General features: G+C 35.6%; 30 protein-coding genes. 6 read left to right on the top strand and 24 right to left on the bottom strand.

Translation table 11 applies throughout. The annotated features are described in order from the left end of the window. Nucleotides 1-149: 149 nt before the first annotated feature. The 11 genes from AC0VZ9_RS03935 to AC0VZ9_RS03885 all read right to left on the bottom strand — a co-directional run bounded on the left by AC0VZ9_RS03935 (nucleotide 150) and on the right by AC0VZ9_RS03885 (nucleotide 7,313). Nucleotides 150-635 carry a hypothetical protein gene (locus AC0VZ9_RS03935; RefSeq protein WP_061794368.1) on the bottom strand — a complete coding sequence of 162 codons (486 nt, stop codon included), beginning with the start codon at nucleotides 633-635 and terminating at the stop codon, nucleotides 150-152. Nucleotides 636-734: 99 nt separating this feature from the next. Next, complete coding sequence (locus AC0VZ9_RS03930) at nucleotides 735-1,643, bottom strand: ABC transporter permease subunit (protein ID WP_251285002.1); 909 nt, start codon at nucleotides 1,641-1,643, stop codon at nucleotides 735-737. 4 nt (nucleotides 1,644-1,647) lie between these two features. Further along, on the bottom strand, nucleotides 1,648-2,364 hold the full coding sequence (locus AC0VZ9_RS03925; protein WP_226280679.1) for an ABC transporter permease subunit: 717 nt from the start codon (nucleotides 2,362-2,364) through the stop codon (nucleotides 1,648-1,650). Nucleotides 2,365-2,719: 355 nt separating this feature from the next. Then, complete coding sequence (locus AC0VZ9_RS03920; RefSeq protein ID WP_192908171.1) at nucleotides 2,720-3,094, bottom strand: hypothetical protein; 375 nt, start codon at nucleotides 3,092-3,094, stop codon at nucleotides 2,720-2,722. Between the two features lie 138 nt (nucleotides 3,095-3,232). Next, entirely contained in the window at nucleotides 3,233-3,622 is a 390-nt protein-coding gene (locus AC0VZ9_RS03915; RefSeq protein ID WP_251157295.1) for a hypothetical protein, read from the bottom strand. A gap of 137 nt (nucleotides 3,623-3,759) precedes the next feature. Then, on the bottom strand, nucleotides 3,760-4,119 hold the full coding sequence (locus AC0VZ9_RS03910; RefSeq protein WP_475397037.1) for a DUF3221 domain-containing protein: 360 nt from the start codon (nucleotides 4,117-4,119) through the stop codon (nucleotides 3,760-3,762). Between the two features lie 69 nt (nucleotides 4,120-4,188). Next, entirely contained in the window at nucleotides 4,189-4,380 is a 192-nt protein-coding gene (locus AC0VZ9_RS03905; RefSeq protein ID WP_034297392.1) for a hypothetical protein, read from the bottom strand. Between the two features lie 377 nt (nucleotides 4,381-4,757). Continuing rightward, a complete protein-coding gene (locus AC0VZ9_RS03900; protein ID WP_475397036.1) occupies nucleotides 4,758-5,129 on the bottom strand; it encodes a VOC family protein in 372 nt (123 codons plus the stop codon). Between the two features lie 148 nt (nucleotides 5,130-5,277). Continuing rightward, nucleotides 5,278-5,640, bottom strand: coding sequence for a YunG family protein (locus AC0VZ9_RS03895; protein ID WP_192908167.1), 363 nt, complete (start codon nucleotides 5,638-5,640; stop codon nucleotides 5,278-5,280). Nucleotides 5,641-5,722: 82 nt separating this feature from the next. Beyond that, entirely contained in the window at nucleotides 5,723-6,457 is a 735-nt protein-coding gene (locus AC0VZ9_RS03890) for an SDR family NAD(P)-dependent oxidoreductase (RefSeq protein ID WP_475397035.1), read from the bottom strand. A 130-nt stretch (nucleotides 6,458-6,587) separates the two neighbouring features. Beyond that, complete coding sequence (locus tag AC0VZ9_RS03885; RefSeq protein WP_009335280.1) at nucleotides 6,588-7,313, bottom strand: alpha/beta fold hydrolase; 726 nt, start codon at nucleotides 7,311-7,313, stop codon at nucleotides 6,588-6,590. 629 nt (nucleotides 7,314-7,942) lie between these two features. On the opposite strand from AC0VZ9_RS03885, the gene AC0VZ9_RS03880 reads away from it, so the two are divergent. Next, entirely contained in the window at nucleotides 7,943-8,956 is a 1,014-nt protein-coding gene (locus AC0VZ9_RS03880) for a helix-turn-helix transcriptional regulator (protein ID WP_192908165.1), read from the top strand. A 31-nt stretch (nucleotides 8,957-8,987) separates the two neighbouring features. Then, nucleotides 8,988-9,776 carry an SDR family NAD(P)-dependent oxidoreductase gene (locus AC0VZ9_RS03875; RefSeq protein ID WP_374940685.1) on the top strand — a complete coding sequence of 263 codons (789 nt, stop codon included), beginning with the start codon at nucleotides 8,988-8,990 and terminating at the stop codon, nucleotides 9,774-9,776. 761 nt (nucleotides 9,777-10,537) lie between these two features. On the opposite strand, the gene AC0VZ9_RS03870 is transcribed toward AC0VZ9_RS03875, so the two are convergent. The 5 genes from AC0VZ9_RS03870 to AC0VZ9_RS03850 all read right to left on the bottom strand — a co-directional run bounded on the left by AC0VZ9_RS03870 (nucleotide 10,538) and on the right by AC0VZ9_RS03850 (nucleotide 13,551). Continuing rightward, nucleotides 10,538-11,047, bottom strand: coding sequence for a DinB family protein (locus AC0VZ9_RS03870; RefSeq protein WP_192908164.1), 510 nt, complete (start codon nucleotides 11,045-11,047; stop codon nucleotides 10,538-10,540). Between the two features lie 284 nt (nucleotides 11,048-11,331). Next, nucleotides 11,332-11,874 carry an HAD-IIIA family hydrolase gene (locus tag AC0VZ9_RS03865; protein WP_192908163.1) on the bottom strand — a complete coding sequence of 181 codons (543 nt, stop codon included), beginning with the start codon at nucleotides 11,872-11,874 and terminating at the stop codon, nucleotides 11,332-11,334. A 194-nt stretch (nucleotides 11,875-12,068) separates the two neighbouring features. Then, a complete protein-coding gene (locus tag AC0VZ9_RS03860; RefSeq protein ID WP_009335284.1) occupies nucleotides 12,069-12,524 on the bottom strand; it encodes an NUDIX hydrolase in 456 nt (151 codons plus the stop codon). Between the two features lie 93 nt (nucleotides 12,525-12,617). After that, complete coding sequence (locus AC0VZ9_RS03855; RefSeq protein WP_050807837.1) at nucleotides 12,618-12,809, bottom strand: alpha/beta hydrolase family protein; 192 nt, start codon at nucleotides 12,807-12,809, stop codon at nucleotides 12,618-12,620. A 304-nt stretch (nucleotides 12,810-13,113) separates the two neighbouring features. After that, nucleotides 13,114-13,551: an Lrp/AsnC family transcriptional regulator gene (locus tag AC0VZ9_RS03850; protein ID WP_009335285.1), complete on the bottom strand. Its 438-nt coding sequence runs from the start codon at nucleotides 13,549-13,551 to the stop codon at nucleotides 13,114-13,116. Nucleotides 13,552-13,708: 157 nt separating this feature from the next. Here AC0VZ9_RS03850 and AC0VZ9_RS03845 point away from each other — a divergent pair, with 157 nt between their 5' ends. Continuing rightward, nucleotides 13,709-14,761, top strand: coding sequence for an alkene reductase (locus tag AC0VZ9_RS03845; protein ID WP_009335286.1), 1,053 nt, complete (start codon nucleotides 13,709-13,711; stop codon nucleotides 14,759-14,761). Between the two features lie 300 nt (nucleotides 14,762-15,061). Here AC0VZ9_RS03845 and AC0VZ9_RS03840 read toward each other — a convergent pair whose 3' ends face one another. Next, nucleotides 15,062-15,208, bottom strand: a complete 147-nt coding sequence (locus tag AC0VZ9_RS03840) for a hypothetical protein (protein WP_175502173.1) — start codon at nucleotides 15,206-15,208, stop codon at nucleotides 15,062-15,064. Between the two features lie 152 nt (nucleotides 15,209-15,360). On the opposite strand from AC0VZ9_RS03840, the gene AC0VZ9_RS03835 reads away from it, so the two are divergent. Together AC0VZ9_RS03835 and AC0VZ9_RS03830 are read left to right on the top strand one after the other, a co-directional pair. After that, the gene (locus AC0VZ9_RS03835; RefSeq protein WP_217026133.1) at nucleotides 15,361-15,543 is read left to right on the top strand and encodes a hypothetical protein; all 183 of its coding nucleotides are present in this window, start codon (nucleotides 15,361-15,363) and stop codon (nucleotides 15,541-15,543) included. A gap of 507 nt (nucleotides 15,544-16,050) precedes the next feature. Beyond that, nucleotides 16,051-17,166 (top strand): IS4 family transposase, encoded by a 1,116-nt coding sequence (locus AC0VZ9_RS03830; RefSeq protein WP_115596674.1) that lies wholly within the window; start codon nucleotides 16,051-16,053, stop codon nucleotides 17,164-17,166. 132 nt (nucleotides 17,167-17,298) lie between these two features. Here the strand turns inward: AC0VZ9_RS03830 and AC0VZ9_RS03825 are convergent, their stop codons facing one another. The 5 genes from AC0VZ9_RS03825 to AC0VZ9_RS03805 form a co-directional block, all read right to left on the bottom strand. Beyond that, nucleotides 17,299-17,610 (bottom strand): hypothetical protein, encoded by a 312-nt coding sequence (locus AC0VZ9_RS03825; protein ID WP_475397034.1) that lies wholly within the window; start codon nucleotides 17,608-17,610, stop codon nucleotides 17,299-17,301. Beyond that, nucleotides 17,607-18,080, bottom strand: a complete 474-nt coding sequence (locus tag AC0VZ9_RS03820; protein ID WP_034297412.1) for a hypothetical protein — start codon at nucleotides 18,078-18,080, stop codon at nucleotides 17,607-17,609. Before AC0VZ9_RS03820 ends, AC0VZ9_RS03825 begins: the two co-directional genes overlap by 4 nt. A gap of 193 nt (nucleotides 18,081-18,273) precedes the next feature. After that, nucleotides 18,274-18,486, bottom strand: a complete 213-nt coding sequence (locus AC0VZ9_RS03815) for a cyclase (protein WP_192908159.1) — start codon at nucleotides 18,484-18,486, stop codon at nucleotides 18,274-18,276. A 287-nt stretch (nucleotides 18,487-18,773) separates the two neighbouring features. Next, complete coding sequence (locus AC0VZ9_RS03810; RefSeq protein WP_475397033.1) at nucleotides 18,774-19,802, bottom strand: DUF3231 family protein; 1,029 nt, start codon at nucleotides 19,800-19,802, stop codon at nucleotides 18,774-18,776. 202 nt (nucleotides 19,803-20,004) lie between these two features. Beyond that, nucleotides 20,005-20,937 carry a D-2-hydroxyacid dehydrogenase gene (locus AC0VZ9_RS03805; protein ID WP_475397032.1) on the bottom strand — a complete coding sequence of 311 codons (933 nt, stop codon included), beginning with the start codon at nucleotides 20,935-20,937 and terminating at the stop codon, nucleotides 20,005-20,007. A gap of 444 nt (nucleotides 20,938-21,381) precedes the next feature. Between AC0VZ9_RS03805 and AC0VZ9_RS03800 the strand changes: the two genes are divergently transcribed. Further along, nucleotides 21,382-22,794: a PQQ-dependent sugar dehydrogenase gene (locus AC0VZ9_RS03800; RefSeq protein ID WP_475397031.1), complete on the top strand. Its 1,413-nt coding sequence runs from the start codon at nucleotides 21,382-21,384 to the stop codon at nucleotides 22,792-22,794. A 67-nt stretch (nucleotides 22,795-22,861) separates the two neighbouring features. Here the strand turns inward: AC0VZ9_RS03800 and AC0VZ9_RS03795 are convergent, their stop codons facing one another. Both AC0VZ9_RS03795 and AC0VZ9_RS03790 read right to left on the bottom strand, forming a co-directional pair. Beyond that, entirely contained in the window at nucleotides 22,862-23,422 is a 561-nt protein-coding gene (locus tag AC0VZ9_RS03795) for a hypothetical protein (protein WP_258753779.1), read from the bottom strand. A 179-nt stretch (nucleotides 23,423-23,601) separates the two neighbouring features. Beyond that, nucleotides 23,602-23,979: a cupredoxin domain-containing protein gene (locus AC0VZ9_RS03790; RefSeq protein ID WP_475397030.1), complete on the bottom strand. Its 378-nt coding sequence runs from the start codon at nucleotides 23,977-23,979 to the stop codon at nucleotides 23,602-23,604. Between the last annotated feature and the right edge of the window lie 126 nt (nucleotides 23,980-24,105).

The raw sequence follows: 24,105 nt of genomic DNA, 5'->3' as shown, positions 1-24,105 counted from the left end.
AGAATATATTAAAAATCCTTCTTCAACATACCTGCCCCTTTTGTTGAATAAAAAGGACAGTTGTAATGGCAGCCGTTCTTTAAGCAGTGCACCCATTAGTTGAAGTAAATTTTACTTTTTTAAAACTACAACGACCATTTTTTAGAAGTTTATTTCTTATGGACCTTAACATACACACTTCCGAATAGTTTATCTCCAATATAAGCATCTAATTTCCACATACCACTCTTTGGCAATGACATATTAGATGGAGCGTGTCGGTCTGCTCCGTTATTATCACCACCTAGTCCGCCTTCTGCCACAGTTATTTGCTCTTCTTCATCATTCTCATGTATAGCAACTATTTTAAGTTTTCCGTTAAACTCTTGTTCTTCTCCCCAAAAATGCCACATATATTTTTGAGTTTTATTTGGATAAAATCTAACAACCTCAGTATCATCATAAATGAAACCTAAGCGCCCTTTTTCACCAATCATTGTGTAATTACCAGATTTGAATAGAGGGCTTTGATTCCATTTTTGTGCTAGATTATTTTCCACATTTGTAGTTATGGCTTCCTTATTCTTATTTGTACACCCAACAGTAGTTAAGATAACAATAATCGAAATAATTGAAACGAAACTTTTTTTAAACATAAACACCACTCCACTCTTTTTATGAATCCCAGTCAACTTCAAATATCCTTTATTATACTAACCTGACCCGTTAGCTATTGATGGCCCATACCATGAAATTTACAGCAAGCTTGCTTTCCTAACCTTTTTAACCTGTAAATCACTTAGTCCTGACGAAGTAAGGTATAGGGAGAACAAGAACAGAATGTAGGCCAGAAGAGGGAATAAGATAATCCAATGAGAATGATACATAAAGCCTCTCGCCTGACCAATTAGCCCTGACCACTCGTGAGTTACAGACAGGTAAATTGTGGGGAAGAATTGCTGGTGAGTGCCTCCAAAGAACAAATTGAATATGCCTAATTGTCCAATTAAATGTAAAACCAGTATGGCTTCGTTTATTAAGATAATCATAATGTTCCCTTTTAAAGCGGGCCAAATATGCTTCACCATTATATGGTTGTTTGATGCTCCAAGGGATTTTGAAGCAACGACATATAATTCTTTTTTTATTTCAGCTGTTTTCGAAAAGATCACATTATAAACGCTGCTTACACCCAGGAAAATCATTAATACGCTTTGAATCAGAATCAGTCCCCATATAGGAATGCTGGGATTAATATTAATCCCAACCATAATGAAATAGATAATAACAAAGGTTGGTATGCCTGACCAAACTGAAATTGTCGCTTTTCTTAGTGTTCTTTTCTTTTTATGAAGACCCATTAATATCCCTGCAATACCTCCAAGTAAAACTCTCGCAATCGCTATTAATAAGGTTCCGAGCACTGTATACTTTGCACCGTGAAGCATTAGTGTCAAAATATCGTATCCCCATTTATCTGTTCCGAATTTAAATTCCTGTGATGGCGGGAATGGAGAGGAAACCAATTGCTGGCCTTCTGCAGTCTGGGTATATCCAATCTTCTTATTGTAGTCAACTTCATATGGAGCAATCAGTGGGCCTATTAATGAAATCAGAATAAAACCACCAAATAAAAGGACACCAAGGACTAACTTTATATTCATACTCTTAAGCATGCCTCAGAATCCTCTCTATGATAGATATGAACAGTTTATATGTATAGAAAACGGAAGTATAAAGCAGCATTATGCTTATTAAGCAAAGAACAACTAAATTGTACTGATATCCAAACTTCACTTGAATTTGAAACAGCATAGTTGTAACTCCCCTGGTATTGTACAGATATTCAACCACAAAAAGATTACTGATCATGATTCCTGTAATTTTTTTCAAATCCGCCTTTAAATAGGGAAGGACATTGGTTGTTACATGAAATAAATATATTCTCGGCTTGCTTAACCCTTTTCCTATTGCGGTTAGTATATAATCCTCCGATATCACTTCATGTGTATGTTCATTCAGTGCCCTTATTAAGTAAATAAGGGGGATAAGAACAAGAGTAACAATCGGAAGAAATAATGCCGGGTCGTCCATGCTGAGCGAAGCTACCTTCACAGTCTTGATCCCTGTAGTTTTATAAATAAAGTTTACTAGTAATTGCATTAGTAAAATAAAGATAAAGTCAGGGATCATCCCCAGAAAACTCAATGTGCCGTTCAGGTACTTGACACTCGTCTTCCAAAACCATATTCCAAACAGAAAAGATAAAGTAATCACAATCAATCCAGACGAGGTTAAATAAAAATAAGACGATTTAAAATAGGCAACAATATCAGCTGGAAAAAACCTTGTATTGCTACCAGTTTTATAATAAAAAGCGTCCAATGAAAAAATTCCTGCTATAAAGTCTTTTATTAGAATTACAATCTGTTGGGGGTGAAATATAATTTGTTGTTGAGACTGTAAGGGATCCCCTGTATTATGGAAAACCAAAGGAATTGCAGCTAATATGAGCAATAGAAAAAAACCGATAAGTTGCTTGATTAAACTTTTAAAAGAATACAACTCAACTTTTCTCCTTTTAAAATTGAGATTCTTGAAGTTATTCTCCAAAGACTTCTACAATCCTTTTATTTGTCATTTCAGATTCTGCAAACAACCCTTAAGCTAAACAAAAAAGCCGCCTGGTTCGGCAGCTGGTCTTGATCTAAGCACTGGTATATTTAGCTAGAAGTTATGCTTATTGAGTTAATTTTTCTTTGAAGATCTGTTTGAAATACGGTTTAAAATCAATTTCAATACTTTGTTGAGAGTCCTCATTAATGACTGTTAATAGTATACTGGCACATTCTTTTTTATCTGCTGTAATTTCAAATTTTTTGACCCGTTTTAGGTCTAAAATTGATATCAATCTATTTGAAATACGTTGAGTTACTTGTATTTTAACTTCACCATAGGAAGGGGAAAGCTTAACAATAAAGTCCTCCTCTCCATTAGAGAATCGGTATGTGGTTTCATTATAATAGAATGGTAAGTCTTTTGAAGTAGTATCTAATAATGTTGGTTCACATTCAAATAAAGAAAGAAAGTCGTTCTCTTCTGGAAATTTAGGCATTTTACTATCACCCTTTTTATCACTATTTTAACATTTCTACTTCAACAAACCTGCCCCTTTAATTCAAAAAGGAATTCAACAAAAAAGGCGTTAATCCTCCCCTAGATCAACGCACCCGATAGGTTAATAAAAAGCCTCTCAAGATTTTTTGAAATTACCTGGGATTTTAACGAGAACATAATTTCCAGTCCACATTTGAGTGGTGGCAATTAATATCCTTCCGTCTTTTTCAAAGAACAGACCAGCACCATCTCTTTCTTTAAATTCCCATCCATTTGAACTAATCATTTGTTTTATATTTTCATCAGCAATCGAAACACCTTGGTTCTCACTACTTGTGATATACCAAATAGAATCGCCTTCTACTGCAATTTCTGCTATTTTACTTTCCGATTCTTTCAGTATATCAATCGCTTCTTTTGCAGACGTATCAGCTATCGGAAGAGAAGGGTAATGCAATTTATTTACAAATACGAACACTGCAATAACGGCTATAAATAAACCTAAAATCATTCCACCCTTTTTCAATTCATTACCTCCTTTCTAACAAGACGCTTATCACTTATCATAAGTTCCTAAGCATTTGAACTTACCTTTGGATTAGCTTCTTCAACAAACTTGTCCCTTTAGTTGAACAAGAAATCATTCTTTAACCACTTTCCCTATTATTTCTTCTCGACTTTAAGAACCTTTATTTTGGCAGGATGTGATTCCAAAACTTCACCGAACCAAACCTTCATTTTTTGACCGTCTATATACGGGGAAAAAGAAAATGGAACACTATCTAATTTATAAATTCCTCCATAGCTTCGGATGAATTCTTGATTTGATTGTTCCTTAGCAGTTTTAACATCAAAATCCTCATCTGTAATCAAATACCATACTCCTTCTTTATTTAAGATATATCCTTCTACTGTCATTTTTTCATTTGCACCGATTTTATTAACGAGGTCACCAAGGATAATAATTGCAAATAGAATTACCAAAAGTATCACTAGTTTTTCATAGCTAACCCATTTATTCACTCCCTTGATTTCAATTATATGAGTATTTCAACTCCTATCCTTAGATTCCTCTTTTACTAAACAGCCCCTTTATTTTAATACTTCATCTTCATTATTTTCATAACAACTTATTATAAAGGGGACCTTCAGTTCTGAAATTGGTTCAAAAGCCACGTTGCATTGTCCTTCGAAATATACGGCAATGTCTAAATAATTGTCTTCTGCACCACATTGTATTATGGTACTTATACCCGCACCAACTTTTTTCACAATCCACTTCAAGCCTGCTTCTCCGTCATCACTACTAGACAAACTTTTCGGTGGACAAAAAATTGCACACTCAAAATCTTTTCAAGATAGTATCCAACCTGTTTTCTTTTCTAATAATGCAGGTGAGAAAATTTCCCCATGCATTACAAATTTATACGTCCATTCGAATTGTCATTTATTTTCCCCAAAGTATAATTCTGAGGTTAAAAATTCTATATTAGTTGAAGTAATCCTTTTTCAACTAAATGCCCCGTTTGTTTAAAAAGAAAGGCTTTGTTAAATAGTATTGTTGTTTTTCAGGCAAAAAATATGGGAACGTCTGATTTGGACGTTCCCGTTCATATTCCGTTAAAGGACCCGTTAATGAAATAAGGTAATTTATTGTAATCTTACCAATGTACTTGAAGTTTATTACCATTTGGGTCATAAAAGTGGAAAAAGGCATGACCATTATCTTCTTTTATATCCTCGACCTTAACTTGATTATCAATTAAGTGTTGATGAAATTTAGATAATTCTGGACTTGTAAAGCCAATGCTAAATTCTTGTTCATTATCAATTGTAAAATGTGCAAATGTTTCATCTTCGGTAGGAACTAAGATAAGTAAGAAAGGTCCTTCATTTACTTTTAAAATTGCAAGTTCCTCAGTATTGTTTAGTAACTGGAGCCCTAATATATCTCTATACCATTGTGCAGACAGTTCTAAATCTTTTACGGGAATTCTAATATAATGTACTTGTTCAATAAATGATTTACCCATAGCCTTCTCTCCTTTATTTAATCCGGTAAATCAAATAGTTCCCTTTCTATATACCTTTTTCCTTCCGCTTATTGAATTAACCTGCCCCTTTACTTGAATAAGAAAAAGCCACCTTACTTGGCAGCTGTTCTTGAAATAAAACTCACCATTAGATGAATAAAGTATCTAAATTGATTAAAACATTCTGTTTTAGATAATTATACTGTTTATCATTAGTATCTTTATATGCTTCTTCTCTATTTGAAGGAATATCCATATATAAGATGTCTTCTATAAATTGAGAAGCTGTAAAGTCCTGTCGTCTTCCATTAATAATATTATAAAAATGCCATCCATCAGGTAATTTAGTTTTCTTTATTTCTCCACCTAATAGATCATTTACTACTAATGTGGTTACACCACATTGCCCCTTTGCAGGATTATACTTACTCCATTTTGAACTTGATTCTAAAGACCAAGATTTAGACAAAGCATTCATTATTTGTTCTATTTTAAACGTGTTATTCTCCATAAAAGACCCTTCTCTTACATCTAAATACTTATCTTAATTCTAATTAACCAGACCTGCCCCGTTAGTATAACAAGAACCAGAACTACCGTAGATAACCTCCATTATTAATATCGAACGTTGCGCCTGTATAATGTTTGGCATTATCTGATAATAAGAAGATAACAGTATCAGCCACATCTTCAGGCAGGACAGGCGTGTCGATGAGTTGATGACCTAAATACTCCTCTTTTCTCCAATTAGGTATCATACCCATCATTGGCGTATTAACCATCGTAGGAGCAACAGCATTAACCCGGATGTATGGTGAGAAATTCATGGCACAGCTTTTAGTTAAACCTAGTATGGCAGCTTTTGATAACCCATAAATTGCATCTGAGCTGCCCTCCATGCCTGACACTGAAGACATATTTATGATGACTCCCTTACGATGGCTTTGGAACAACTTTTTGCCGAACATTTGTGAGAAATAAATAAATCCCTTAACGTTTATATCTAAGACTTTATCAATTTCATCTACTTGATAATCCAATATATTTTTCGCCAAATAAATCCCCGCGTTATTAACTAAACCATCTACATCAGAATGTTCTGCTTCAACATATACAAAAAATTTAGCGACCTCTTCATAGTTACTTACATCTAATTGATATGTATGTAGATCAGAGCGATCATCCATTGACCGTTTCATTTCATATAAGGAATGTTCATTAATATCGCATGCAATAACTGAAGCACCCTCATGTAGGCATTGCTTGACAACTTCTTTTCCTATCCCAGAGGCCGCACCTGTTACGATTATTTTTCTATTTTTGAGCACTTATCAAAACTCCTCACTCTATTTATTACTCCAATTAACTAAGTTTTATCAAGAGCGTTACTCTTTTACCTTATTGTACTAACCTCCCCTTTTGTTAATTAAGAAAAAAGCCGCCTGATCAGCAGCTGAACTAATTATTCTCAATTAACTTTTTTATCGCACAGACTACCACTTCCGGTTCATCATTTTGTATATAGTGAGCACTGTTTTCAGCAATTACCAATTCTCCATCAGAGGATATTTCAAGAATTTCTTTCTGCATTTCATTCCATAAATTTTGCGATTCCACAGAATAATGAGCTTTCTTACCCGCTGAAAGAACAATTAATGGTACATTTAATTTTTGTCTAGTGTCTTTCAACTGCTTTAGGCTTTCCATAAATTCATCATAATTTCCTTCGTAAACGAATTGCTTGTTATATGCTTGTTGAAAATCTTGTGACATAGTAGGGAGAAATCGTTCTCTGTAATCTTCGGGAGTAGAGTCAATCAAGACTAGTCCACAAACTTCATTTGGATATTCTGTAGCAAACATCCGCATATTTACTCCACCAAATGAATGACCTGCTAATATGTAGGGAGGTTTAATCTTGGCTTCACTAAGCAGTTCCTTTAATTCTTTTACCATTTCACGGCTGGTTCTGGGATTAGAACTTGATTCACTTTTCCCAAGTCCAGCTCTATCATAAATTAGTACACTAGAGAGCATTGAAATCTCCCTTAATACTGAATTCCAGGCCTTAGAAAAGTCTCCATATCCAGCATCCATTATGACTGTTGGCTTTCCTTTATTTTCTCCCACCAATTTAGCATATAGTTTACATTTACTTATATGTATAAACATCTCCTTATCCATTGGTTCATTCCTCTCGTTTTGCCAACTATCCTTAGTTAAAATTTAACATTATTAAAAACTCTTATTCAAAAAACCTGCCCCGTTTGTTCAATTTAAAAAAGCCGCCAATTGGCAGCTGAATCTTAAAAGTAAGGCAACCGTTTGTTTAAGTACATTAATTCACAAACTCAAAAATATTTTCAGTTATTAAAGGAATACTAATTGATTGCCACTTTGCCAAATAAGTAACTAGATAATGAAGAAACCTCGCTAACTTTACTTTCTAACAGTATATTATGTTCTAATCAGAAGGAAATTCAATAAAAAATATATCGTGTCACTCGAAAACTTCTAATTCATCGAATAAACAGTAATATCTACCGTAACATAACAAAATCAAATTAAGTATTCCTCTAATTTACTGGTTACTGAACTATTAAGTGAAATGACATCTATATCTTCAGTGAGTAGCTTTAAGCAATTATTAAAGTTGTTATAATTACAATAGAATTCCTCATTCTTGGCGTCTTTTGCAAATGGATTGTCGTTCCTTGCTAATTACAGAAAGACAATATATAAGTAAAATGAAATAACTATCCCGTTAACAGAGCTGGCTGTAATGTGCTGATAGATAGAGAGGTGTAATAGGAATGACTATAAATTCTCGTATTAGAATACCGGATGGACTTTGGAGGGGGCTAAAAAAACTTGGAATTAATGCTCATGATTTGGTTCGGAAATCAAAATTGCCTCTTACTGTAATAACTGAACAAGTTGTCACTGTTGACCAATATTACGCATTATGGCAAGCATATTCCGATATCATCGGTGACATGGAAGTTGGAATGCTGCAACTTCCGACAGTATTTGAAACAACGCAGTATCCCCCGTCTGTACTGGCAGCTTACCATGCCCGCGATTATCGGGATGCTCTTGAAAGAATGGCTCGGTACAAAGAAATGTGTCCACCTGAAAAATTACGCATTATGGAGGAAGACACAAATTGTGTAATTGAACTGGAATGGTTTGATACGGAGCATGCGGGACCACCCCTACTTGTTGGGACCACTCTCGCGTTTTTATTGGAACTTGGACGACGAGGCACCGGTTATTCTATAAAAGCGGAATTAGTGGAATTTACACATTCATCTGGTCAAGTACAGGCGCTTGAAGAATACTTTGGCTGCCCTATCCACATTGGAGCAGAACGTAATAGTCTTACATTGCAAAGTGATGACCTTAATCGCCCTTTTACTTCCTACAACGCTGACTTACTGGAGATCTTAACACCAGTATTGGAGCAAACATTAGAGGAACAGCGACACAGTCACTCCATAACGGAGATAGTTAAGTGGATATTGAAACGCAATTTAACAGGAGAACGACTCGACATACAAGATGTAGCAAGTGAGCTCGGCATGAGCGAACGAACCTTACAGCGCCAGCTTACTAATGAAGAGACCAGTTTTAAGGAGCTGCTTAAGGAAGCCCGTCATGAACAGTCAAGACAGTACTTGGCTAATCCTAATCTAGATATTAAAGAAGTGGCATTTCTTGTTGGATATAAAGATCAGAGCTCGTTTTATCGAGCCTTCCGTAGCTGGGAAGGTATGACCCCTTTAAATTGGCGCGCTGAATATGCACTTATAAACGAACTAAGTTGATAACCAGCTTAAAGGAGAATGTATCTTGGAAATGGAATTATTGAAAAAAACCGCTTTAGTTACAGGCTCAACAAAAGGCATAGGTAAAGCAATAGCGAAAGAATTGGCTAAAGAAGGAGTTAATATTCTCATAAATGGACGCAATTATGAGGAGGTAGAACGAACTGTACAGGAAATCAAATCAGAATTCCCGCTAACTTCTCCTCAAAATGCTGCAGCCGATATTGTGGATGTTCAACAAAGAGAGGAATTATTTAAAAAATTCCCGAATGTAGACATTTTAGTTAACAATATGGGTATTTACGAAATCATGCAATACGAGGATGTTACGGATGAACTATGGCAAAAATACTTCGAAACTAACGTATTAGCCGCAAATGGATTATGTAAACATTATCTGCCAAAAATGCTGGACAATAATGATGGCCGCATCATCTTTATTGCAAGTGAAGAAGCAGTAATGCCCTCCGGACAAATGCCTCAGTATTGTATGACAAAATCAATGCTGCTATCATTGGCAAAAAGCTTGTCTATACTAACAAAAGGAACAGAAGTTACCGTCAATACGATTATGCCGGGACCAACACTTTCTGAAAATGTCCAGGATATAATTGAGGGTATTTACAGAAATGAAAACATAACCTTTTCAGAAAAAGAAAAACAATTCATGGTCAATAATCTGCCACAATCTGAAATACAGCGATTTATCAGACCGTTTGAAATAGGAAGACTAGTTGCATTCTTATGCAGTCCCTATGCATCTGCATTTAAAGGCTCACCAATCCGTATGGATGGAGGAATGGTCCCGACCATTTTTTAATTTAAAAAGCGGCCAGGAGGAGAATTTTAATATTATAACATAGGTTACGAGTGGCCTATTTAATTTGTTATAACTCTCGTGCAGTACTTACCTTTGAAGTAAACTTCCGAATTTATATGAGCTTTCAAAGTTCACGGCAAAGTTCGGAGCGTTTACTTTTACTAACCCTTTACCTAAAAAAAGGCCTCGTATGGATTCTTTCAATGCCTTTATAATGGTTTCGCAGCGTACCTCCTAACGCAATTTTCCCCTAGAGATGCTCATTTAATTTGTTATAACCATATCATTAGACGTTTTCTAAATATAAATATTATTCTATATTCTTCTCGAGTGCTAAAATTCCCATAATTCGCTCTCCGTAATATTGAGGTATCTATTCCTACTTTTACTGGATATAACATTATCCTTCTTGTGCTAAACTGTCCGTTTTGTTGAATAAAAAAAGCTGCCCAATTCGGCAGCTAATCTCGAATATAAGCATCCTTAAGTTGAATCACCACCTTCTCCGTCTTTTGCCATTTCCAAATAAGCGGCGGTCATCATTTTAATGCTATTTAACTTCTGACTCATCTAAGGCAATGATTTTTTCTTTTGTATTCTAAATCCATCATAAATTATCTCTTTAGTTCTAATTGAAAGTATAATAAGTTCGCTATAAAGGGTAGCGTCAGGAAAACAACGTTAAGGAATTTTCAATATTAAAAAACCTAATTTTTCAGCATTAAATGAGAAATTAGGTTTTTTTATTAATAGAAAAAGACTTATAAGTATTTATCACGAATCACTTTCATATGGTGTAACTCGTGCCCGGCAATGCCATATGCAATGGTACCTACCGAAACTGGGCTGTTCATTACAGTTCCATTACGAACCCACGCTGCATCATCAATGGTTGAAATAAGGCTTAAAGTGTTGGAGCGTATCGTGTCTAAACCAGCTAGTAACTGCTCCCAGGATAATTTGTTGAAGTTTGCCGCAGAAACGTATTGATCCTGATCCATTGCTGGGAGTGGTGCACTTTCATTTCGTGCAATGGCAAGCAATCGATACGACATCACACGTTCCGAGTCGGTCATATGCCCAATCACTTCTTTTAAAGTCCATTTCCCTGGTGCGTACGCCTTCCTTGCTGACTCCTCTGATACGCTGCTTAAGAGGGTAATGGTCTTTGTTCGTTGCTTACTAAGTATTTCTTCAATATCTCCATCTGGCACAAGACTAACATACCTATCATGCTCTGGATTTTCAATAAATAATGGTCGTGGACGCACAAGAATCCTCCCCATCGGAATAGTTATTTATGGTTCTAGGCTAATATTCGACTGTCAAAAAGATATGTCCTTTATTTTTGATATTTAATTTCATTACCGCAAAATAATTGCAAATTAAACAACTTTATTATCTCTGTACAAATGATTTATGCAGTTAACATAATAATAATGGATTAATTCACCTTTTATTCCACTAACCTGCCCCTTTAGCACAATAGAAAAAGCTGCCCGAAATGACAGCTGAGAGATTCAATTTAAAGATCCATTTGTTCGAGAAAAAGTGGTTAAAAATCAAATTGGCAATATAGCCAATCTATTGCATCTTTAAAATTCTCTGCGATGTAATCAATGTCTAGATCTTTAATTTTGTCATAGTATTCGTTCAATGCTGAATGACCTGCACCTGTTTTTACAAGTATTTTAAAACAATTAGCATTAGAAGCAGCTAGCATATCACTCCATCTGTCACCTATAACAACACATTTTTCTAAGTTTAATTTATATTTTTCTGCACCCTCAATCAGCATACCTGTGTTAGGTTTTCTACAATTACAACCCTCACTTTGACTATGAGGACAAATAAAAATATCATCAAAACCAAATTTAGTTAGTTCTTCAATGAATTCTGGTAAGATTGCTTTTCCTTCTGATATTCCTGGTTGATTTGTAAATGAGAATACTTTTATCCCTTCTCTCTTCAATTTCCTAATTAGTTCTTGAGAATAGGAAAACAATTCAAATGTTCCTGGATAGTGTACAGTGTCATCACCACCAATTGTTCCATCACGGTCTAAAAATATTGCTTCTATTTTACGATTTTTATTCATCAGTATGAACCCCTTACCAATTCTCTTGAACCAAATTATGACCCCACTCAAGGAATTATCAATTCTTTTTTCCATTTATTAGTTCATTCTACATTTCTATTGAGCAAACCTGCCCGGTTAGTCGAATAAGAAAAAAGAGCTGCCGATCCAAATTGATCTTCAACTCTTGCACCCTTTAGTTGACCAAGGGCGATTCAAATTATTTGCTCATTATACACGCTAATTGGGTGTATTTTCTCTTGTAATAAGTTATTAATTATTTGCTTTATTACACTGGGTTCTCGCAGGTCTTTGTTTTGAAATGTTACAAGTTCATTTACTTTTATCCACTTGCTTTCAGAAATTACATTTTCTTCGAGATTTAGGGAGCCCCCTGTAACCTCACCAACAAAATGAAATAAAATAACTTGATCGTTTGTACTACTAACAAAATTATATACTCCAGTAGTTCCAATCAGTTTTACTTCAAACCCTGTTTCCTCTTTAACTTCCCTCTGAGCTGAATAAATAATGTCCTCACCGTTTTCGATATGACCACCTGGAAAGTTCCACTTATCAATAGCAGTAGGTTTATTCTCTTTTATAATCAAGACTTTATCGTCATTAAAAATTGACACACTTGCTACTAGAACAATTCCATCTTGCGACATTTGATTCTCCCCATTTCCCTTTTATAGTTACAGTGATCTCTTTACCTGTTTTGCTTTCTTTCACTAACCTGCTTCTTTAGTTCAATAAAGCAACTATATCGAGTTAATAACCGAAGTCCATGCTGAAGAAGTTGGTTCAATAATTTTAAAGTGGTCTATATCTGGGAGAATAACTATCTTTACATTTTCCCCCTTTTCAACAGCACTTTTGTAATAATCCTTACTTAATTCTACTGGAACATGTCGATCCATTTCACCATGTATTAATACTTGTTCAACATTCATTGGCAATAATTCAGCTGGAGAAGATAATTTATAACGCTTAGGGACTTCTTCAGGGGACCCTCTAATAGTGCAGCTATGTGACTCTTTATTTTCCTTTGTTCATGTATATTCCACATCTTTACTAAGTCTGTAACTCCTGCTAAGCTAATCACTTTTTGAATAGAAACACTAAGTGGCAACTGGATCTTAAGGTAATGCACCGTTTTGTTTAAGTGCATTTTTCACAATCTATTCAACCTTGACTCGTTAGAAAATAGTAATTTTTATCCGCCACTATATCTGTTCACTCAGTATTTATTGTGATTTAGTTGTTTATTATTGGAATCAATTTCTTATTTTCTATTGGTGAAGATAGTACTATTAATGTGGTTGAATCTCCGTAGGTACCCATCTCGTTAATTGCAACCTCTAGCGACTGAAGTGTTTCAGTAACTACTTTTACCAAAAAGTTATATTCACCGCTTATTCTATGTAATTCTACTACTTCATTTGAATTATTACAGAAGTCCACAAAGTTTTCACAGCTCTTAGTATGGAATAACAGAAAGGTTGTTATAGGTTTGTTTATTTTTTCTGGCCTTACAATAGCACGATAGTGATCAATAATTCCCTTTTCCTCCATTCTTCGTACTCTCTCGGTAACTGCCGGCTGAGAGAGAGCTACCTCTTTCCCCAGTTCCGTCATGGATATTCTTCCTTTCTCCTGTAATACCAAAAGAATTTCTTTATCCAGTTTATCCATAATGATCCCCACCTTTAATTTCTAAGTAAAATATTTAAAATAAAATTAATTTAAAACTAATTAAGACATTTTAACTGAAATTTTCTATATAACTTCTTTTTAAAATTATATAAGATTATTTACGAAGTTAATACTTCTATAAAGGAGTTAAGGCAAATTGGAAAACACTGAGTTATTAAAATCAATTAATATCGGTAACTGGTACTTGAAAACAAAAATTGTGATGGCTCCAATGACACGAAGTTTTGCAAATAACAATACAGGTACTGTTGGTAATGATATTGTCACCTACTATCGCAAAAGAGCTAAAGATGGTATTGGTCTCATTATTACAGAAGGTATTAACCCTTCCCCTAGAGGCAAAGGAACTTTTGGTGTTCCTGGCCTATACACAACAAGCCAAGTAGATGCTTGGAGGAAAGTAACTGAAGCTGTTCATGAGGAAGGAGGAAATATTGTGGCACAGCTTTGGCATGTAGGAAGATTAACACATCACGAACTGACTGGAGGACTCCCACCACAAGCACCTTCCGTTATAAAGGCTGATGGTTTAGTTCACCGATTGAGAAAACCTTATGAGACACCTGAAGAAATGTCTTTGAATGATATAAAAAATGTCATCCAAGAATATGCTATGGCTGCTAGAAACGCAATTAAGGCTGGATTTGATGGAGTTGAAATACATGGAGCTCATGGTTACTTAATTGATCAATTTAATTCTGAAGTTACCAATAAACGGACTGATGAGTATGGTGGGGATATATTGAACAGGTTATTATTTATGAAGGAAGTATTACATGCGGTTATTCAAGAGGTCGGCCAAGATAGAACTATTATTAGATTTTCTGAAATAAAAGATGATATCCCCGGTTATAAGTGGACCAATCCTGAAGTGAATATAAAGGCTTTAGTTCAAGTGTTTAAAGAAGTGGGAATTCAAATTATACACCCCTCAACAAATAATTTTACTGAAAAAATGGCTAGTGGCATGACTTTTCATCAACTAGTGAGGAAACATTGGGATGGTATTATTATTGGGGTGGGAAATCTAAATACAGAGATTGCTTCTAAGGCGATTAAGGATGGTACAATTGACCTTGCTGCCTTTGGACGCCCTCTACTAGCTAATCCTGATTTTGTTCATAAGATAAAAGAAGGACACCCTATTAAACCCTATCAAGCAGCAATAGATTTAAAATACTTGAAATAGGAAACCTTAATCATTTCGTTGGGCTACTATTATTGTTCAGCAAAATGGTTATTATACTATAAACAAATTTATTAAAATTTTTCTTGTTCAGTAAAAGGAACCGTTATGTAAAAGATTTGGTTAAATAAGAAAAAGCTGCCTTACTTGGCAGCTAATCTTGAGCATAAGCACCATTAGATTAAGTACAAGTATTGACAAAGTCGTTAAAGAGATAAAAAAAGGCAGCTTCTCTGCATCTATCTATATTCTCAAAAACCATTGCTGCAGTGGCCGGTTCTTTTTTAACGGGTTTTCTTTGTCTTAGGAATTAGGAGAGGAGTTTTCCGCTATAGAGTCAGAACTTCTATTTTTCAGAATTTCATTGATTTCGCCAACATCGCCTTTGGCATTTATTATTTCAAATATCTGATTCAGTCCTTCGCTAGTTTCCTGCTCATTGTCTTTCATTCGAATCCCTCCTTTTAGAATTCATTCATTATAGGTTTTCCAACTTTACCTTTTATATCCAGAGCGAATACTATTTTTCAACTCACTTCACAATAGAAACCCATAATTGCTTTGGAAGTTACCTGCCCATTTATAAATAGGAATGAAGATGTTTGTCTTTATTGCTGCACTCTTTGTATTTAATTATTAATAATGAAAATGCTCCTACTACTAAGGAAGATAAAAGCAGCCTTATCATATCGGCTCTAGATGCAGATCATAATGAATTTGATTTATTTTTCTGTATTTTTATGGATGCAGCAAAGAGGGAAAATGCTATCAAAGCAAATTGCTAACAAAGATTTGGAACAATATAGATATGCCATAACTAAAAGAACTTTGGAGGAAATTGTGGCAGAGCTGTTCTATTTCAATATATGATTAGCTTAAGAATACCTTTTCTATAAATAATTCCTGGCAATTCCCAAACATCTCCATTTCATTTAAAATTGTTTTTCTCCATATGCTTTAATAATCCTGTAAAATCTCACCCATAAACTTTGGACCACCAAATAAATAACAAAAGAATAATAGCTGTTATATCCATTCTGATAGTGAAAGATCCCTATGTACTCAGAAAATAGCTCTATCCCAACACTTATAAACGCCCATCCCAAAATGAATAACAGAGATAAATTTGGCTTTATATTAAAGAAGTCATATCACTAGTGTTGCGTTAATTTAATTTGACTATTGGAAATACTTAAAATGTTCAATTTTATTATTTTGTGCAAAGAAAAAGTCCTTTATAATGGATAAGTCAGGTGGTAACCCGTCCAAATCCACTATAAAAGGACATACGCATGGACAAGATTACACGAAAAAATTCATTTGGACAATGGTTTTCACCAATAAACCTTCAATTATTTGAAGAACAGGTGAAAACGATGAAATTAGATTACTATACGAAAAAACTAACGACTGAGTCATTCCTTAAATTACTACTTTTTGCGCAACTACAAGAAATCGAAAGTCTGCATGCACTAAGCGATAGTCTATTCGATGACCAGCTTCAAAAAGGAATCGACCTTGATTCTATCAGTATTTCTCAGCTGTCACGCCGATTGAATGGGATGAATCCAGATATATTCCAAAGGCTTTTCCTTGATTTAGTATCACAAATTCATACCAAAACGTACTATACGAAACTTGTGATGCCGTTAAAAATTATTGATTCAAGCACGCTGCCACTCAATTTAACCAATCATAAATGGGCAAAATTTCGCAAAACAAAGGCGGGAGTAAAGTTGCATCTCCGTCTTGTGTTTATGGAAAAAGGTACTTCCTATCCTGAAAAAGCCGTTATGACAACTGCAAAAGAACATGACCGTGGTCAGCTTGAAATCATGGTGGATGACAAGGAATGCATGTATGTGTTTGATCGTGGCTATCTAGACTACGAGCGCTTTGATCGCATGACTGATGATGGCTACTTTTTTCTTTCCAGACTACGTAAAAATGCAGTCATACGGGAAGTTTTCGATTTTAACCTACCAGAGAAAGCGGCTGTTTTGTCAGACCAAATGGTATTGATTGGTACGACTCAAAACCGTGCTGAAAATTACTTTCGCCTTCTAAAAGTGATGGATTCAAAAGGAAATGAACTCCAGCTTATTACGAATCGTTTTGATTTGAGTGCCGAAGAAATTTCGGAGATGTACAAATCTCGCTGGGCAATTGAGCTATTTTTTAAGTGGATTAAACAACATCTCAGCATCAAAAAATTCTACGGTCAAAGCGAATGGGCAGTTCAAAATCAAGTGTTTATCGCACTGATTGTTTTTTGCCTACATGTTCTCGTACAAATCGAAACAAAAAGTAAGCGAAAAACCTTACAAATTAGCCGTTATTTAAGGGCTGCATTGTGGAAACCAGCGAATATCTGGCTTCGAAAGATTGAAGGAAAAGCCATCCCTTAAATAAACAAATTGTCGTTGTCGCACAGGTCTAATTGTAAATAAAATCCAAATGGATGGAGCCACCTTTAATAGGGTATTTACCTTTTTGGCTCTAATCAAGAAAGATGATTAAACTGAAAATTATGACATTATTTATACAACACTAGTGAAGTCATATATATAAAAGAATAGATAGCTGAATGGTGCATACATCACATGAGATAAAAAATCCATCAATTGAAAGGAAGAATTATCATTAATATCATAATAACTAACTGGCAGCACACTTAAAATGTGATCGAAAAAGAAACCAGTAAACACGCCACATAAAAGGTACACACAGGTTGTCTTATTTGTAAAACGTTTTGGCAGTTTTAACACCACTAAAGTTCCAACAATGAGCGAAATGACGATAAACCACTCATTAGCATTAAAATTATGATCATAATAACGAATTCCATTCATGTTTTTTTAAATTCTCCTTTTTCCAGGCAAACAAACCAGCGGGCTATCAACCATACTAAGGCAATAGATACCACATACATAAGAGCAGAGTACAATTGATTCCACCTTTGGAAAGTAATGAGGCCAGCCCACAAATATATCCGGTCTCCCAAGCATAGGGAGATTACGATTGTGGCTGATAAAACCCATCGCCATTTTGCTTTCATGTGCGAATTTAGTATGCATACTGACAAAAGAATTTGAAAAGGTATCACAATAAAGCGGCAAATATAAATCGCGAAAGACCCTTCCACACTTCGGGTGACTGGAACCCAGTGCAGATTGACATCAAGTATGGTGAATTGGGTAATAGTTAATATTCCGATGATGAAGTACAAAAAAACCATCTCAGTAAGAGTAAATCCTTTGGGAACAATAGCGAATACAATCATTACTAACCAGGCAAACATTGCTAAAACAGCGATTGACATAGTGATCATCCTTTAAATAGCTGTCAGATACATGTATTATTCCCAAAAGCCATACCAACATTTACAAATATAAAAAAACAAGAGCGATACACTCTATTCCCTCCTTTACTAGCCTGCCCTTTTAATTAGACAAGAAAAATAGCCGCCTATTGGCAGCTTGATGTAAAAGTTTAATTCCATGTCTTGTAAGTTGTTATGATTTACGTTTGTGTTTTTCAATAATTATTTTTTTGTTAAGTATTCTAACTTCTCCAACCATAAGCAACCTCATATCCTCTACAATATAATTCGCTAACTCTTCATCAGTAATGTCGTTACCATCAATATCAAGACGAAAATCCTGTCCTTGTAATCCACCGCCATTAGTAAATTCGATTTCAAAGTCGAATATCACTCTTTTATCCATTTTTATCCACCTCGTCTTAGTCTCGGGTTATTATATATATTCTTGTTTAATGAAACCATTACCTTCTTGAACTGCCTGCACCATTTGTACAATAAAAAAAGCCGCCAATTGGCAGCTGGAACTCTATATTAATGCACCCGTTCGTAATATACGAGGCGAATAGGGGTCGTGGAGAGAAAGGATTTCTGACGGACTTTATTAGGAGAAGACCTTTTTAACTATACTGCACCATTTAATGCGAAGAAAGCCCCTCTCCGGCGAGGGGGCTCTCAAAATCATAGCAGTAATTAGGATAACTTGTCTCTATCAGCTGCAGCTGGAGGTTGTTCAAACCATCCTTTCTCAATCATAATTCTTGCAGCATTCTCAACAAAATATGAATTTTTCATAATTGCCTTCAAATAAACCATCCCGATATCATGCCGGCCATTTACAGCCACAGAATTTCCGAAGGATCTAACTTTTATTGAAAACATATCCATCTTATGAAAGAGCATTAACTTATCAGAAAAAGGTGAAAAAGTGGTATTAGTTATTAAGTCATCCAGATAAGGTGGGGAAGGCAAATCTTCATCATGCAGTTTTTGCTTATAATTCTCAATATTATTTGTGGTAAGATCTTTTCCTCGTTCGAACAATTTGCGTATCTTTTCATCCTTTGCTACTTGTGCGAATGCCATAATGAGTGCTTTACTTGTTACATTATTTTCTATGTTATCGTAAAGATGGGTGATTTCCATAGCATGCAAAGGGCGTTTATTTCCAAGATAGCCGTTTAAAAAATCCTTATGAACAAATTCCACTTTTTCTGGAACTGGAATCAATGGGGGTTTACTTATTAGCCCTTTATGCATTAATATTTCTTTGATTTGCTCCATCAAATCCATGGTGGAATCCATACAATGCCTAAAAAATTCTTTTACGTCCTCTCTAAACACAAGAGGTATTGCAATACTGTAAATACTCAATCCAGCTTTTGATGCATACTTCAAGTAGTGGACATAGAATTCATCCAAAAACAGTCTGGGAGCACCTAAATTCACATCCTCTTCCGTAAAACTCTTAGGGATGGGAAATCCATCTTTCTCGAAAATACCTTTAATGGTTTTCATGAATTCTTCTGATAGTTGTAAGGCATTTTCTAATAAGGTCTTAATATGTTTATCATCAACATGCTGCAGAAAGTATTTTAAAATAAATGATGCCATGCTATTTCCCATATAAGTAGCCCAAAGCTTTCCCATTTCTGCTGATGTTAGTTTTTCGGAGGTGTTTGTTTTGTAAGAACTTAATTTAATGGGTTTAATCTTTTTCATGTGAACACCTCCTTTTTTATTTAATATTTCCTCCCTTTAAGTTCATATACTTACTAATATCCATTTCGTTTTTTTAGACATAAAAAGCCCTTCTCAAATGAGAAGGGCTTCCTCCTTTTATTTTTATAACAGTTATTAATTCACCTTACCTTTATTATCTGCTTCGTTTTTTTCAGTTTCCAATCGGCATACTTGCCTTTTATTAGTACCCCTTCAAAAAATCCACCCTATTAGGTATAGCATCATTATTTTCGATTCTCTTTAATGTATCCCAAAAGCATGAGATCGCTTCATTCAGCTCTGTCACAGCCGATATATGAGGAGTGATGATGATATCGTCTCTTCCCCATAACTCGGAAGTCTCTGGCAGCGGTTCTGTTTCAAGAACATCTAACACAGCGTAACGGACTTTTTTGGAATTGAGCGCTTCAATAAGGGATTGCTCGTCCACTGTATGGCCTCTGCCGACATTGATAAAGACCGCTCCGTTTAAATGACTGAAAAACTCACGATTAAATAGCTTACTTGTTTCTTTTGTCAAAGGCAATGTGCTGATAATCCAATCTGCCTCTGCAGCCAGCGTGCTTGCAGAGCTGGTTCTCACCACCTTTTCGAAATAATCCTTTGGTTGCCCGCTTTGAGAGACGCCATAGACGGCGGATCCAAAACTTGAGAATACTCTGGCCGCCTCCTGCCCAATCTCCCCTGTACCATAGATAACAATCGTTTGATCCTTCATCATTTGCGGAGTTTTTGGAGCCCATTCCTTCTCCCTTTGTTTTCCTTCAAAGTAGTGGTGAGCTTGAAGATCTCTTAAAATATAGCTTAAACAATACTCGCTTATTCTTTGTCCAAACGAGCAAACAGTTCTGGTTAGAAGAATCTCATGTCCCTTCCATCCATCAATTTCCAAATAATTATTTACACCCGCATTAAAGGAATGTACCCATTTCATATCGGCCAAGCGGAAGCCACGACACGGCTTGGAACCGACATAGGCATCTGCCCATGATAAATCCTCTTCTGTAATATCAGCAACCTGCTTAAAACGAAAGCTCTGAGATGTATTAGCTGGCAGCTGTTCCTGGAATTCCTTTTCATAGCTTCCTGCAACCAATATATTATGTATGTTCATTCGACTTCCCCCACCCTCTATGTTATTTGCCCCCTGCGATTTTAAGTCATTAGACATTATTTTTCACGCTAAATAGTTAAAGACTTTCCCATGATTAACAGATAGTGCAGTGCAATTATAGTGTTCGGATTATCTCAATACTTCCTTACTCGTTCTGTTGAAGGTAAATAGAAGAAGCCTGCAGGCTCCTCCTCACTTAAAATGACAATCCGATGCTTGCCTTCTGTCACTTAAACGCAGCGTGGCCATGCAATGAACTGTTCTTTTAAACTTATGTAATCCTTTTTCATAAACATTGCTGCTCCTTGATTTTTTTATTTCATTTTAACACGAGAACTTACATCCGTTATCTTGTTCCGATTTGTTCCCTGCCTAATTTGGTACTAATAGCCAGTTCTAATCATATTCTTATAAAAGAAAAAAAATGAAGGGGTGCAAAGTCAATTGATAAAAGTTAAGGTTGGTTTACGGCCCATTGCCAGTAAGATAAATTTACCTACTGTTTTGAAAACAGCTATACTTCCTGGTGATTCCAAGGAAAGGCTATTTATTGCAACCCAGGTAGGAGAGATCTTTTACATAAGAGACTCAAGCATCAGGACTTTTTTAGATATTCGCCCTCGAATCCTAAAACTAGGTGCTTCTGGTGGCGGATATGATGAACGGGGATTGCTGGGACTAGCCTTTCATCCCGAATTTTATTATAACGGTCTGTTTTATCTTCATTATTCAGCAGCCGGAGCACAAGGACCGGGTGCACTTTCTGAATCGTTTAATCCTGACCCTTGTGATCCTAAAACTTTTAACCTAAGGTGGATGAATAGGGAAACACAATATGACCATATTGATACAATCGAAGAATGGATTATACAATCCAATGGCGGGCCCCAAAAACGAAGGACTTTACTTAACTTAAGAAGGCCATTTTCAAATCATAATGGGGTCAATAGTTTAAATTTTTCACCAGAAACAGGCAGACTTGTTTTAACAACCGGAGATGGCGGATCAGGCTATGATCCATTTAACTTAAGCCAGGATGATCTGGAGATTGCCGGTAAAATAATTGAAATTGATGTAGATAAGAATACTTATATCATAGATCCCCCTATTGTCACACGCTTTAATGAACTTCCCGCAGCGATTCAGGAAACCCTCACGGTAATGGCCAAAGGGGTTCGCAATATTCCAGGTATTTCATTTCAAAGGGTTTATAATCAGTATATTAAATATGCAGGAAATGTCGGCCAGGATTTGGTCGAGTCGATTTATTCATTTGTTGATTATAAACCCATACCGGTTACTCAGCTTATTCAAGCATCTTTGATGAATTCTGAACCTGACAAGGAAGGATTTATAAACTTTGGCTGGCGGGGCTGGGAAGGTGATTTTCCTGCTTCGATTATAAGAGACTGCACTAATAATCAGAATTTGGATGAGAAGACAATGGCTTTTTACAATGAAGCAGCAGCACTTTCAGCGAGTCGTCTTCAGCCTTTAACTAGTTATTTTCATAAAGATCCCAGACCCGATAAGTTTGGAGGAACTGCACTGACAGGAGTGCAAGTCTATATGGGGAAAAGAATCCCTGCTTTAACAGGAAGCGTTGTGTTTACCGATCTTGCCCGGAAAAAATCACAGCCTCAGGTTAGAGGGGCTTTAGCTTATACCATCATTAGACCTAATGGTAAACAAAATGACTTTAGTGTGATACAAACCGATTATAATTTTGGGTCGCAATCAGCCTATTATGTTAATTTGGGGACGAATCTGAAACAGACCAGATTATATTTAGGGGTTTATGGCTCTATGAAAGTGACTGATTTACATCAAGGCACTGTTTTTGAAATAGTTCCATAAGTATAATGATAGAATTTTGCTTAATCTGATAAATATCTTATATGGATTGCCATCTAAATGAAAACCACTACATGATCATCATTTTTAATCTTTTAATAATGATTAAAGCAATCTCAACCCATAACCAGCTATAAAGGAAAACAAATAAAAAGATACCTCCCGCTGAAAGAAATGAAAAGGAATCAGAGACGGCTGGACCTAAAACTGGAAAGTGAAAAATAAATAGTAAACCCATAATTCCTAGCATTAAAAGGATTGCACCAGCAGCAATAATACTTATTCTCATCCTGAAAAAGGAAAAAGATGCCCCGATGCCAAGCCCTAACAATCCTGTAGTAAAAGGAAAAATAATTAGTTCAGATGGCTGCAGGATCAATAACAACATAATTGTCAGAGAATAGGACATTGCTCCAAATGGAATGGAAAACATGGAACATAACAGAATAGGTGCAGTGGCAAGCGGACTTAAAAAATATCCTATACCTGGCAAGAGGCCGCCAGCAGCCTGCAGAATAGCAGCAATACAGGTAAAAATAGACACTAGAATGAGCTTCATTGTTTTTTTATATTTATTCAATATTTTTTGAAATAGATAAACCTCATCCGTGATAGGCTTTAAAAAATACACCTGTTCACCTCTTCTATAATGGTTATATGTTACCCTACATTATATTTGCATTTTATAGAGGCGGAACAACTTTTTATGATCCATTTGCAGAGGAAAGTTAGCTGTTATGGTGCTATCTGGATAATACTATGCAAATACCTGCAACCATAAAAAAACAAGGGCCTTATTGGCCCCGGTTATTATTTGACTATTACGTTTCCAACCATTCCTTCCTGGAAATGGTACCGGCATATCAGTTCATATGTACCGGGCTGTTTTGGCTTCACGGAAATACTCGTTTCTTTTCCTGGCTGAATCTCGGCGTCAATTCCGAGCTTTTCTACTGTAAAGGTGTGCTCCTTCTTACCTTTATTTTTCAATATTAATGTTGTGGATGTTCCATTCTGAATAGTGATGACCTTCGGATTAAAGTAATCATCGTTCAACTCGACCTCAATCGATTTCCCCTTAGTTGAAACATCGGATTCGGCAAATACGCCGAATGAGCCTGGAGTTGACAAAACCACAAGCATTGCAAACACAAAGGCCAATCCTGTTACCCGCTTTTTCACAGACATTCGCAATCCCTCCTTTCCTAAACCTATTTTTTCTGATTCACAAAATTTTATCACCATAAATTATGTTCAAAAGTGCTTTCTAAAACTGTGAATAGACCAAGATCACTGCAGAAATCCACACTTTAA

It is taken from the genome of Cytobacillus sp. QJM3NY_8 (assembly GCF_056173585.1).
The sequence above is the reverse complement of the archived record's forward strand: the minus strand, read 5'-3'. Positions and strand labels throughout refer to the sequence as shown.